Annotated in this window: 10 protein-coding genes; 6 read left to right on the forward strand and 4 right to left on the reverse strand. The window is 70.8% G+C overall.

Going from position 1 to position 12262, the window contains the following annotated elements:
• Positions 1-12: 12 nt before the first annotated feature.
• Both ACFWYS_RS25335 and ACFWYS_RS25340 read right to left on the reverse strand, forming a co-directional pair.
• Positions 13-2055 (reverse strand): hypothetical protein, encoded by a 2043-nt coding sequence (locus ACFWYS_RS25335; RefSeq protein WP_384773177.1) that lies wholly within the window; start codon positions 2053-2055, stop codon positions 13-15.
• 5 nt (positions 2056-2060) lie between these two features.
• Entirely contained in the window at positions 2061-2366 is a 306-nt protein-coding gene (locus ACFWYS_RS25340; RefSeq protein WP_384773180.1) for a hypothetical protein, read from the reverse strand.
• 229 nt (positions 2367-2595) lie between these two features.
• Here ACFWYS_RS25340 and ACFWYS_RS25345 point away from each other — a divergent pair, with 229 nt between their 5' ends.
• From ACFWYS_RS25345 to ACFWYS_RS25370, 6 genes are all read left to right on the forward strand, one after another.
• A complete protein-coding gene (locus tag ACFWYS_RS25345; protein WP_384773182.1) occupies positions 2596-3663 on the forward strand; it encodes a hypothetical protein in 1068 nt (355 codons plus the stop codon).
• A 230-nt stretch (positions 3664-3893) separates the two neighbouring features.
• Positions 3894-5285, forward strand: coding sequence for an FG-GAP repeat protein (locus ACFWYS_RS25350; RefSeq protein ID WP_384773185.1), 1392 nt, complete (start codon positions 3894-3896; stop codon positions 5283-5285).
• A 22-nt stretch (positions 5286-5307) separates the two neighbouring features.
• The gene (locus tag ACFWYS_RS25355) at positions 5308-6666 is read left to right on the forward strand and encodes an FG-GAP and VCBS repeat-containing protein (RefSeq protein WP_384773187.1); all 1359 of its coding nucleotides are present in this window, start codon (positions 5308-5310) and stop codon (positions 6664-6666) included.
• A 213-nt stretch (positions 6667-6879) separates the two neighbouring features.
• Entirely contained in the window at positions 6880-8358 is a 1479-nt protein-coding gene (locus ACFWYS_RS25360; RefSeq protein WP_384773190.1) for a VCBS repeat-containing protein, read from the forward strand.
• A gap of 132 nt (positions 8359-8490) precedes the next feature.
• Positions 8491-9936 (forward strand): FG-GAP-like repeat-containing protein, encoded by a 1446-nt coding sequence (locus tag ACFWYS_RS25365; protein ID WP_384773193.1) that lies wholly within the window; start codon positions 8491-8493, stop codon positions 9934-9936.
• A gap of 166 nt (positions 9937-10102) precedes the next feature.
• Positions 10103-11065, forward strand: a complete 963-nt coding sequence (locus ACFWYS_RS25370; RefSeq protein ID WP_384773195.1) for a Yip1 family protein — start codon at positions 10103-10105, stop codon at positions 11063-11065.
• Positions 11066-11177: 112 nt separating this feature from the next.
• Here the strand turns inward: ACFWYS_RS25370 and ACFWYS_RS25375 are convergent, their stop codons facing one another.
• Positions 11178-11681 carry a phosphoribosyltransferase gene (locus ACFWYS_RS25375; protein WP_384773198.1) on the reverse strand — a complete coding sequence of 168 codons (504 nt, stop codon included), beginning with the start codon at positions 11679-11681 and terminating at the stop codon, positions 11178-11180.
• Positions 11678-12253: a dCTP deaminase gene (dcd, locus tag ACFWYS_RS25380; protein WP_030951181.1), complete on the reverse strand. Its 576-nt coding sequence runs from the start codon at positions 12251-12253 to the stop codon at positions 11678-11680. The genes ACFWYS_RS25375 and dcd overlap by 4 nt, the downstream gene beginning before the upstream one ends.
• Positions 12254-12262: the final 9 nt, after the last annotated feature.

Consider the following 12262-nt stretch of genomic DNA (forward strand, 5'->3'; position numbering starts at 1 on the left):
GCACATCCCGGTTCAGCCGAAGTCGGAGGCGATGTCACCCGCGACGCTGCCCGTACCGTCAGCCGTGTCCCCACGCGCGGCGCGCTCGATCTCCGGCATCGGGTCGTGGAAGGACACCGTGTACGCGATGCCCGCCATCATGTCGCGGTAGTGCCTGCGGGAACCCACGGCCGTGCTGCTCAGTGTCAGGACGCCGAGCTGCGTTCCCGAGGGGGCCGGGATGTAGAGGGTGCACTGGTAGAGGTCGTGGCCGGGCACGCCCTCCAGTGCGGGCACGGTGATCATGGTGTCGGAGATAGACGCCGGGCGCCCGCCGGGAAGCGTCAACAGCTCGACATTCTCGGCGGATTCGCGCAGCGACACCGCGCGCACCGCGGTGATCTTGGCCGGGGCCCAGTCGATGTCCTTGAGCGCCACCGTGAACACGGACGACGCGGAGGACCCGTCGTCCGCGAAGTGCATCCCGAGCGAGCAGGCGATGACACCTTCGTTCCGCATCTGCCTGGCCATGAACCGGACGTCCCGCAGGGCGCCCGTGTACCGGTCACGCTGGTCCTCGGGAGCAAGGCCGAGGATCAGCGCCAGCGCCTGTTCGAGGTACGTCTCCTGCTCCGAGCCCGGTTCGGGGTCGAGGGCGTCGATGGGAACGTTGAGGTAACCGGCCGGCAGCGCGTACCAGATCTTCGAGCTCGGATCCCTGGCCGAGTCGTCGATGACCAGACGCAGCGGCGGCTGCTCGGCGGCTTCCCGGGTCATCGCAGCACCCTCGCGACGTTGCCGATGACCGCGGCGGCTCCGGGGCCGTCGAACAGACCCGCGCGGGCCGCGTCGACCCCGGTGGCCGTGTTCTTCCCGGCGTCGCTCTTCAGGGCGTCGATGTTCTCGGCGGCCAGTCCGTAGCCGGCGGTGACGACACCCGCGACCCGGCGAGACGTAGTCCATGCCCACCCGGACCGCCTGGCTGCCGCCCGCCGCGTGCGCCACCAGGTCTCCGACAGGGTTGTAGGAACCCGCGGTCGCGATCCGGCCGGCGGCCTTGACGGTGTCGTCGGCGAACCGGCCGAGGAACTGCCCGGCGCTCACGGCTTCGGACGCGAATTTCGTCGACCGGATCGCACCGTTGAGGCCACGGCTCACGGCGCCCACTCCCGGCACCGCGCCCAGCGCGTCACCGACGAGCCCCACGGAGTTCTCCCAGAAGTCCGCGTCGAACTCACCCTTGGTGAACCCGTCCGCGAGCGAGGCCCGCACCTTGGGGTCGGCGAGCCGGGAACCCATCGTCGCCAGACTCAGCGCACCGGCCGCCAGCAGCATCGCGATCCCGAACGGCCCCGTGCACAGCAGCGCGAGCAGCCCCGCCACCGCCGCCAGCACACTGAGGATGTTCGTGAGGTTGTCCCCGATCCAGCTGAGCGCCTTGCTCAGCCACCCCGGCTCCTCGGGCGCCAGATCCTTCGTGGCGTCCTTCAGCTTCTTCGCGAGTTCGCGCGCGACGTCCTCGTGCGTCCCCTCCAGCTCCCGCGCCTTGCGCATCACCTCGTCGAGGGCGCCCTGCGCCTTGTTCACGGCGGTGACGGCGTCGTTGAGCCGGGCGTTGGCCGCGTTCAGCCGGGCCTGCGCGGACTCCAGCTCGGGGCCTTCCTCGAAGTTCTGCCCCGCGAGCTTGAGGTCGGGGTCCTGCTTGGCCGTCTCGTGCCGGGAGTTGGCGGTCTTGAGGTCGCCCTGGTGGTCGGCGGCCTCGGTGTCGTACTTGTGCGCCAGTTCCCTGCGGCTGGTCAGCCCGCCGTGCCAGGTGCCGAGGTGACCGGCGGCCTTGGTCAGCGAGGTGTGGGCGTCCTTCATGTACTTCGGCAGGTCGCCGTCGAGGGCCTCACGGAAGCCGACGGCGGCGTCGCCCTCCCAGAAGCTGGATTCACCGAGCAGCTTGTCGATCTTCTGATACGCGGTTTGCAGCGCGCTCGCCGAACTGACGAGCTGGGTGCGGAGTTTCTCGACCTCGCCGGGCTCTCCGGGTACAGGGTTCCAGCCGAGGTGGACATACGGGTTCTGTGCCATCGCGATCACTTCCCCGCAGCCGCGGCGCGCCTGAAGCTCTCCTCCAGGGAGGTCTCCACTTCGCGGTAGTTGTCCGTGTTCTTCTGGAGCCCCTCGGTGAGCTTGCCGATGCGTTCCTTGATCTGCTCGTTGCCGTACTTCCAGCGCTCCTGGAACTCGTCGCACGCCTCGTCCAGCTCAGGCGTACCGATCTGGTCGGCCCGCACGTGCTGGAGAGCGGTTCGCACCTGCTCAAGGCTGTCGTGGGCGCTGTCGAGGTCCTTGGTGAACGCGGTGAGCTGATCGATATCGGTCTTGAACTGGTCCCCCATGCAGGCCCTCCCCTTGGCGCCTTCGCAGCTTCGCGGCTTCGCGGTCGCATCGGCGAACGACCCCGGCGTTCGAAGGCCCGATCATGCCATGCAGGGGTGAATGCCCTGTGCCGAGGTTGCGAAGGTCCGCTTCGGCATCCGTTCGGGTTCGGTCACGTGGAACCACGAAGGGGCCGGGCACGCTCTGCCTTGTAGGCCCACTTGTAGGCCCATGAATGCGGGGGGTGTCATGAGCCAGGTGCTTTACGGCGAGCGGTCGTGGAATCCGCTGGCCCGGACCGTGGAACTGACCGAGGACCAGCTGCGGGGCGGCGGCAGGACCACGCCGCTGAGCGAGCTGAACCTCGGCGCCATGGCCGAGGCGTTCCAGCGCGGGTGCTGGCTGGGAGGCGGCGGGGCGGAGCGCCCGCTGCAGCTGCTGCCGCAGGGGAGCGGGGTCGTTCCCGTGACCCGCGTCACCGGCACCACCACTCCGGTGCGGGTGCGGCAGGCGGCCGAGTTCGCACACCGGCTGGGGGAGCTGGCCGTATGGCGGTGTGGTGGGCCCGGCCAGGTGGCGGCCCTGGCGGCCCGGGCCCAGGCCGAGGGCGTACCGCTGTGGATCGCCCGGCGGGTCGCGCCGGGACCGGCCGGGCCGATCGCCGTCGCGGTGGACCGGCGCCTGGTACGCGTGGACGTCTGGGGGCCGCACGCTCCCGTCGTGCGGATCCGGGCGCCGTACGGCTTCCGCCGCGACAACCTCGACCCTGCCAAGGGCCTGCGGCTGACGATCGGCGACGTCACCGCGGAACTCGAACTCAGGAAGAAGCTGCGCAAGTCGAGGAGTTCCGTGGAGGTACGGCTCCCGGGGCAGCACTGGGTGCTGCGGCGGGAGAACGCGGCGAGCTCGTGGCTGCTGCGTGACGAACGCCCCGTCGCCCTGCTGGAGCGGCCCCCGCGGCGACAGGTGCTTGAGCCGGGCGCGGTGCTGCTGCCGCTGTCCCCTGTGCGGTACGAGAGCCCCGACCCGCTGGATGCCGTCATGGCGCAGGTCTTCGCCGTCGCCTTCGGGCTCGGGGACACGACGGGCTTCGCCCGGTTCCGGTCGCAGCGGCGCCGGTCGGACGGGGGCGAGCCGATCGCCATCGACGAGTGGTGGGACCGCGCCTGGTTCAGCAACCTCGGAAACAGCGGCGCCGACAACGAATCCGGCGGCGGAGGCGACGGCTGGGGCGGGGACGGCGGCGACGGCGGCGACAGTGGCGGTGGAGGCGACGGCGGGGGCGGAGACGGTGGTGGAGGTGGCGGCGGCGACTGAGCCGGGACGCGCCGCTCGCCAACCCGGGTGCGCGGCGCCGCTCTTCGAGCGACTGGTCGACTCAAGAAGGTCCTGAAGTCACGTACAACCCTTGCACCCCTCCAGGGGTCTCCTGATCGCCGACCGCCCTGTGAAGCCGAGGACAACTCCCGGCGAACACGGGCAGACCGGCACCCCACCGACTGCGGATGCCCCGCCAGGCATCCCCCGCATGCCGCAGGAGACCCCGCATGCACAAGCACCACCCCCTGCGCCTCGCTCTCGCGACGGCGACCACCGCCGCGCTGACGGGCGGTCTGCTCACCTTCGCGGCGGCCACGCCGGCGACGGCCGCGACCGGACAGTACGCGGCCGACTTCAACGGCGACGGCTACAAGGACGCCGTCGCCGCGGCCACCCAGGCCAGGGTCGGCGGGATGTGGTGGGCGGGTGCCGTCGGCATCGCGTACGGCTCGTCGAGCGGCGTCGGCCGTACCGCGTCCGTCAGCCAGAACACCACCGGTGTGCCCGGTGCGGCCGAGGACTACGACGCCTTCGGCGAGGCCGTGGCGGTGGGCGACCTCAACAAGGACGGCTACAGCGACCTGGTGGTCGGCGCACCGTACGAGTCGGTCGGCGACGACGAGCAGGCCGGTGCCGTGGTGATCGTCTGGGGCTCGTCGACCGGCCTGAAGGGCGCGACCACGGTCAAGGACCCGGCGCCCACCAAGCACGACCGCTGGGGACAGGCCCTGGCCGTGGGCGACTTCACCGGTGACGGAAAGCCCGACCTCGCGGTGGGCGCCACCGGCACCACCCAGTGGATCATCAAGGGCGGCTTCACCAAGTCCGGCACGACGGGCGCGAAGATCACCTACACGACGACCTGGACCGGCAGCGGCGGTGTGCGCCGACTCGTGTCCGGCAAGGTCGACACCGACGCCAAGGCCGATCTCGTCATCGGCGGCCGCACCAGGCTCTCCTCCGAGAACGACCTCGACCACAACTACCTCTACTTCGGCACGACGTCGGCCCCGACCAAGCAGCGGCAACTCCCGTACGGCACCCAGCTCACCGTCGCCGACCTGAACAAGGACGGCTACGGCGACGTCGTCACCGGCTGGACCCAGACCGCGACCGGCGGCACGATGGCGGGCAACGGCCCGGCGACCGTGTCGTACCTGACCTCCTCCGGAGTCTCCTCCACACTCCAGCTGCCGTGGCCCGGCATCCCGTCCGTCGGCGACATCAACGGCGATGGTCACAAGGACCTGGCGCTCGGCGACCCCGACGACTCCACCGAGGCCGGGGTCGCCGGAGCCGTCCACCTGCACTACGGCGCCGCCGCGGGCCCGACCGCGGACGCCGCCGTGACCCTCACCCAGAACTCCGCCGGTGTGCCCGGCTCCGCCGAGACGAACGACTTCTTCGGCGAGAGCACCCTGCTCACCGACCTGAACAAGGACGGCAAGGCCGACCTGCTGACCGCCGCGAACGGCGAGAACGGCTTCGACGGCCTCGTCACCCTCCTGAAGGGCTCGGCCTCGGGCATCACGACGTCCGGCGCGAAGACGTACGGCCCGACCGCCTTCGGCATCTCCACCGGCGACGACCCCCGACTCGGCATGATCATGGCCGGCTGACCCAAGGAGCCACCTCCCTCCGATGCACAGACACACCTCCGCGGCCCTGGCCGCCACCCTCCTCACCGCGGGCCTGACCCCGCTCGCCCTGAGTGCCCCGGCTTCCGCCGCGGTCGCCAAGCACTACGACGACTTCAACGGCGACGGCTACCGGGACCTGGCCTACGGCCACTACTACAGCGGCATCTCCGGCGCCGACGGCTGGAAGGGCGGCGCCGTCAACGTCGTCTACGGCAAGGCCGGCGGCCTCGACACCACGCGCACCCAGGTCGTCCACCAGGACAGTCCGGGCGTCCCCGGCACCGGCGAGGAGGACGACACCTTCGGCGAGTCGATCACCAGCGCCGACCTCAACAAGGACGGCTACGCGGACCTGATCGTCGGCAACTCGATGGAGACGGTCGGCAGCACGCGGTACCGCGGCTCGGTCACCATCGTCTGGGGTTCCAGGTCCGGCCTGTCCGGCGGCACCAACGTGGCCCCGAAGTCCGGCGCCGGCAGCTACTTCGGCCGCGACCTCGCCACCGGCGACTTCAACGGCGACGGCTCGCCGGACCTCTCGGTCATCGGCGGCGGGGAGGCCTGGCTGTACCGCGGCCCCTTCACCAAGTCCGGCACCACCGGCAGCGTCAGCAAGATCGACAAGGCGGGCCAGGGCTGGTACTCGTCCGGCCTCGCGGCCGGCAAGGTCAACGGCGACGGCAAGACCGACCTGGTGGTGCTCGGCGAGCAGTTCATCGACAACAAGCCGACCCCGCGCGTCTGGTTCCTCAAGGGCGCCTCGGGCGGCCTGACTTCGGGTGCCTCCAAGACGTACAGCAGCGCTCCCTGGACCGCGGCGATCGGCGACTTCGACAAGAACGGCTACGGCGACATCGCCGTCGGCCTGCCCGACAACAACGACGGCAAGGGCATCGTCAGCGTCTGGCGCGGCACGTCCTCCGGCCCGAGCGGCTCGATGACGTACAACCAGGCCAGCTCGGGCGTCTCCGGCAGCCCGGAGGCGAACGACAACTTCGGCTACGCCGTCGCGGCCGGCGACACCGACGGAGACGGTTACGCGGACCTGGCGGTCGGCGTGCCCCAGGAGGACGTGAACGGCCTGGCGGACCAGGGCGGCGTCCATGTGTTCCGGGGCGGCTCCGGCGGGCTGAGCGGTTCGCGGTCGTCGTGGATCCCGCAGACGGTGCAGGGTCGTCCGGCCGACTCGTACGAGTCCTTCGGCTCCGCGCTGCGCGTGCGCGACGTGACCGGCGACGGCAAGGCGGACCTGGCCATCGGCGGGGCGAACGTCAGCGTGCTGCTGCGCGGCGCGAGCGGCGGGCCGACGGCGAGCGGGGTGACGGAACTGCCGGAGATGGGCGGGTCGTTCAGCGACTGAGGTGACGAGCGACTGAGGCGACGTATGGGGGCGGCACCACGGTTCTCAAAGATTTAACGAACTCACGTACAACCCTTACGCCCCATCTCAGGTCTCCTGATCGCGGACCGCCGAGTGAACCCGAGGACAACTCCCGGCGAACACGAGGCGGTCCGCACCCCCAATGACTGCGGATGCCCGCCAGGCATCCCCGCATGCAGCAGGAGAACCCGCATGCAGAGGCACCACCTGCGACTCGCCCTCGCGACGGCCACCGCGGCCGCGCTGACGGGCGGTCTGCTCACCTTCACCGCGTCGACGGCGACCGCCGCCGACTCCACCGACGTCCCGCACGCCGACTTCAACGGCGACGGCATCGGCGACGTGGCCTTCTCGGCCCAGGACGCCTACGTCGGCGGCAAGAAGGGAGCCGGCCAGATCGTCGCGCTCTACGGCACCGGCAGCGGCGTGTCCTCCGCCAAGCGCAGCACCGTCAGCCAGAACACCACCGGCAGCCCGGGTACCGCCGAGGCCGGCGACTGGTTCGGCGCGGAGACCGCGTACGCCGACTTCAACGGCGACGGCTTCGACGACATCGCCGTCAGCGCCCCGGGCGAGGACGTCGGCAGCGACGTCGACGGCGGCGGACTGGCCATCCTGTGGGGCTCGGCCGCCGGCATCACCGGCAACGGCGTGACCATCGCCGACCCGACCCCCTCCGCGCACGACTTCTGGGGCAAGAACCTCGCCGCCGGCGACTTCGACGGTGACGGCAAGGCCGACCTGGCCGTCGGCAACAGCACCGCCACCATCCACGTCTTCAAGGGCGGCTTCAACGCCTCCGGCGTCGCGGGCGGCCGCTACACCATCAAGCCGCCGATCATGGGCAGCGACGCCAGGGGCCCGCTGAACCTGACCGCGGGCGACATCAACGGCGGCGAGACCGACCTGGTGGTCGACGGCTTCGAGACCCAGACCGGCAACGGCTGGAACCGCAACTACTTCATCCCCGGCGGCCCGGGCGGCCTGAGCACCGCGGGCGCCAAGACCCTCAAGCCCGGAATGATCACCGCGATCGGCGACATCGACAACGACGGCTGGGGCGACGTCGTCAGCGGCGCCTACTGGAACCCCACCACCAGCAACGGCACCGCGATCCCGGACTCCGGCAAGGGCGGCAAGATCTGGGTCACCCACGGCTCGGACGACGGCCCCCTCACCTCGTACGCCACCGGCATCACCCAGGACACCGGCAACGTCCCCGGCACCGCCGAGGGCAACGACTTCTTCGGCTACGAGCTCGACCTCGGCGACATCAACGGCGACGGCTACCTCGACCTCGCCATCGGCGTCGCCGGCGAGAACATCGGCAGCGCCGTGGACACCGGCGCGGTCACGATCCTCTACGGCAGCGCGACCGGCCTGAACACCGCCTCGGGCGCCCAGTCCTTCGCCCAGAGCACCCCGGGTGTCCCGGGCGACGACGAGAACGACGACCAGCTCGGCATGGACGTCAAGCTCGACGACGTCACCGGCGACGGCCGGGCCGACCTCGTCGCGGGCTCGGGCGAGAACGACGGCAACGGCGCGGTCCTCTACCTGCCGTCCGACGGCACGAAGATCACCACGACCGGCTCCCGCACCGTCTCGCCGAGCACCTCCGGCGTCTCGACGACAGGCGCCCCGTACTTCGGCTCCAACTTCGCCGACTGAGCCGCCGCAAGACTCACACCACTACCTGTCGTACGACCTCACCCCCGTCGTACGACTCCCCGGCCGGGCCCGTTCCCCCCGTCCCCACGGGCCCGGCCCCCCCTCTCTCCGCCCTCCCAGGAGCACCCGACCTTGCGCAAGCGCACCCTCCTCCTCGCCGCCACCCTCACCACCGGCCTCCTCACCGCCCTCCCGGCGACCACCGCCTCCGCCGCTCCCGCCGCCCCCTCCGGGCTGTCCGGTGACTTCAACGGCGACGGCTACCGCGACGTCGTCCTCGGCGCGCCCCTCGCCAAGGTCGCGGGCAGGAGCGGCGCCGGTTATGTCGCGGTCGTCTACGGCACCGCGAGCGGCCTGGACACCGGCAAGCGGCAGATCATCGGCCAGGACACGGCCGGGATCCCCGGCGTCCCGGAGTCCGGCGACCACTTCGGCGACCGTCTCACCACCGGGGACCTGGACGGCGACGGCTACACGGACATCGTCGTCGGTGTGCACGGCGAGCGGATCGGCTCGACCGACGACTTCGGCGTGCTGACGATCCTGTGGGGCGGGGCGAGCGGCATCGCGAGCGGGACCGACGTCAAGTCGCCGCTCCCGCAGGGCCTGTCCGAGCTCGGCTGGTCCGTCGCCGCCGCCGACTTCAACGGCGACGGCGCCACCGACCTGGCCGCCGCGAGCGTCTCCTCTCCCGCGCTGAACATCTGGAACGGCCCCTTCTCCCGGGCCGGCGAGGTCCTGGAGGTCAAGTCCATCGACACCCAGGACGAGACCGGCGTCAGCACCGACAAGCTCGTCGCGGGCGACGTCACCGGCGACGGCATCGCGGAGCTGCTGGTCCTGGGCCAGGAGGAGATCAGCGGCGGCGGCCACCGCACCCGCGGCGTGCTGTACAAGGGCTACCCGTCCGGCCCCTGGAGGGACAGCAAGCTCGCGGGCGGCTACGACGCGGTCATCGCCGACGTCGACAAGGACGGCTACGGCGACATCGTCACCGGCAACTTCATGGAGAAGTCGGCCGACGAGCCGAACGGCGGCCCCGGCGGCGCGATCACCGTGACCTACGGCGCCGCGGACGGCCTGAGCACCCGTACCCCGGTCCGGATCACCCAGGACACCACGGGCGTGCCGGGCGCCGCGGAGAAGAACGACGCGTTCGGCTGGAGCCTCGCCGCAGGTGACACCGACGGCGACGGCTACGCCGACATCGCGGTCGGCGTGGCGAACGAGGACCTGAGCGGGAAGCGGGACGCCGGCTCGGTCGTCGTCCTGCGCGGCTCGGCCTCCGGCCTGACCGGCCGGGACGCCAGGTCCTTCTCGCAGGACACCGCCGGTGTGCCGGGCGCCGCCGAGTCGTACGACTACTTCGGCCACGCGGTCTTCCTCACCGACGTGAACAAGGACGGCCGCGCGGAGCTGATCACGTCCGCCCGCGGCGAGAACGACGGCGCCGGCTCGGCCTGGACCCTGCGCGGCACGTTCGCGGGCACCACGGCCACCGGCGCCAGAACCTTCGCCGGCCCGACGCTGGGCGGCCCCGCGGGCCTGGCGTACTTCGGCGACGTACTGACGGGCTGACCAGGCCGGCGAGGACGTCAAGGTTCCCGCCGTACGGCATTTCCCTGACCGGCTCCCTGAGCCGCCCCCTGGCTTCCCTTAGGGGATGTCACAGCTCGGCCGCAAAGCCGGGCCCTGACCGCAGGGCCGGACACGCGATTCTCCGGGACCAGGTACGTTCGAAGACGTGGCTGGATTCAGGATCGGACGGGGCGGCCGGAACAACGGCACCCCGCAAACGCGCCCCCAACAACCTCCGTACGGGCAGCAGGCACCCCAGGGACCGTCGTACGGCTATCCCCCGCCGCCGCAGCAACAGCACGGCGGCCAGGGCGGCGGCAGAGGCGGCTGGCCGCAGGCGAACGGCGGTGGCGGCCAAGGCGGTTACGGCTCCGGCGGTCATGGCGGCCACGGCGGTCATGGCGGTCATGGCGGTCATGGGGAGCCGGAGTACTTCGGCGACGGCGGCTATCCGCAGGACCCGCACGCGCCGCACGACCCGTACGCGGCGAACAACCCGGGCCACACCCAGGCGTTCTCGGTCGGCGATGACCCCTACAACCAGGGCGACACCTACCGCGCGGGCACGGCCCCGGCCGGCCCGATCGGCCCCCGCCTGCACTGGAAGGCCCTGCTGCGGGGGATCGTCTTCTCCCCCACCCAGACCTTCCTCCAGATGCGGGACTACACGATGTGGGGCCCGGCCCTGATCGTGTCGTTCCTCTACGGCCTGCTGGCCGTCTTCGGCTTCGACACCGCCCGCGAGGACGCGATCAACGCGACCCTGTCCAACGCGGTCCCGATCGTCCTGACGACGGCGGTGGCGATGGTGATCTCCGCCTTCGTCCTGGGCGTGGTCACCCACACCCTGGCCCGCCAGCTGGGCGGCGACGGCGCCTGGCAGCCCACGGTCGGCCTCTCCATGCTGATCATGTCCCTCACCGACGCCCCCCGCCTGGTCTTCGCCATGTTCGCCGGCGGCGACGCGACCTTCGTCCAGGCCCTCGGCTGGGCCACGTGGGTGGCAGCGGGCGCCCTCCTCACCCTGATGGTCTCCAAGTCCCACGACCTCCCCTGGCCGAAGGCCCTGGGCGCGAGCGCGATCCAGCTGGTCGCACTGCTGTCGATCGTGAAGCTGGGCACCTTCTAGGCACACGGGACCACGGAAAGGCCCCCGGCGCAGTCGGCCGGGGGCCTTTCCTCATGCTTGTGAGCGTTTATTCTCGCCTGTCGCCTGTCGCCTGTCGCCTGTCGCCTGTCCGTCAGGCGTCGAGAACCTGCCCGGCCCGCCGAACGACGGGCGGCTCCACACTCCACGGGAAATTGATCCACTCATCGGTGCGCTTCCACACGTACTCGCACTTCACGAGGGAGTGGGACTTCTCATAGATCACGGCGGACCGCACCTCGGCGACATGGTCGAGGCAGAAGTCATGGACCAGCTTGAGCGTCTTGCCGGTGTCGGCGACGTCGTCGGCGATCAGCACCTTCTTGTCGGTGAAGTCGATCGCGTTGGGGACGGGAGCGAGCATGACGGGCATCGCAAGGGTCGTCCCCACCCCCGTATAGAACTCCACATTGACCAGGTGCAGGTTCTTGCAGTCGAGCGCGTAGGCGAGCCCACCGGCGACGAAGACCCCACCCCGGGCGATGCTGAGCACGATGTCCGGCTCGAACCCGTCGTCGGCGATGGTCTGCGCGAGCTCACGGATGGCGGTACCGAACAGCTCGTAGGTCAGATTCTCGCGTGCTTGGCTCTCGCTCATACCTGGGTCCGATGGAAGTTCTGGAAGGACCGGGAGGCGGTGGGCCCGCGCTGCCCCTGGTACCGGGATCCGTACCGCTCGCTGCCGTACGGGAACTCGGCCGGCGAGGTGAGGCGGAACATGCAGAGCTGGCCGATCTTCATGCCGGGCCAGAGCTTGATGGGGAGCGTGGCGAGGTTGGACAGCTCAAGGGTGACGTGCCCGCTGAACCCCGGGTCGATGAACCCGGCGGTGGAGTGGGTGACGAGCCCGAGCCGCCCGAGCGAGGACTTCCCCTCAAGCCGGGAGGCAAGATCGTCGGGCAGGGAGATGACCTCGTACGTCGACGCGAGCACGAACTCCCCGGGATGCAGGATGAACGGCTCGTCGCCCTCCGGCTCGACGAGCCGCGTCAGATCCGCCTGCTCGATCGAGGGGTCGATGTGCGGGTACCGGTGGTTCTCGAACACCCGGAAGTACCGGTCCAGCCGTACGTCGATGCTGGACGGCTGCACCATGGTCTGGTCGTAGGGATCGATCCGTACCCGCCCGGCGTCGATCTCGGCCCGGATGTCCTTGTCTGAGAGAAGCACGTCCCGAGG

This window comes from Streptomyces sp. NPDC059010 (assembly GCF_042740355.1).
In the GTDB taxonomy this organism is placed as follows: domain Bacteria; phylum Actinomycetota; class Actinomycetes; order Streptomycetales; family Streptomycetaceae; genus Streptomyces.

Excerpts from the sequence above, each read along its gene's own strand:
- ACFWYS_RS25335 (WP_384773177.1), bottom strand. The coding sequence starts at position 2,055 with ATGGCACAGAACCCGTATGTCCACCTCGGCTGGAACCCTGTACCCGGA.
- ACFWYS_RS25340 (WP_384773180.1), bottom strand. The coding sequence starts at position 2,366 with ATGGGGGACCAGTTCAAGACCGATATCGATCAGCTCACCGCGTTCACC.
- ACFWYS_RS25345 (WP_384773182.1), top strand. The coding sequence starts at position 2,596 with ATGAGCCAGGTGCTTTACGGCGAGCGGTCGTGGAATCCGCTGGCCCGG.
- ACFWYS_RS25350 (WP_384773185.1), top strand. The coding sequence starts at position 3,894 with ATGCACAAGCACCACCCCCTGCGCCTCGCTCTCGCGACGGCGACCACC.
- ACFWYS_RS25355 (WP_384773187.1), top strand. The coding sequence starts at position 5,308 with ATGCACAGACACACCTCCGCGGCCCTGGCCGCCACCCTCCTCACCGCG.
- ACFWYS_RS25360 (WP_384773190.1), top strand. The coding sequence starts at position 6,880 with ATGCAGAGGCACCACCTGCGACTCGCCCTCGCGACGGCCACCGCGGCC.
- ACFWYS_RS25375 (WP_384773198.1), bottom strand. The coding sequence starts at position 11,681 with ATGAGCGAGAGCCAAGCACGCGAGAATCTGACCTACGAGCTGTTCGGT.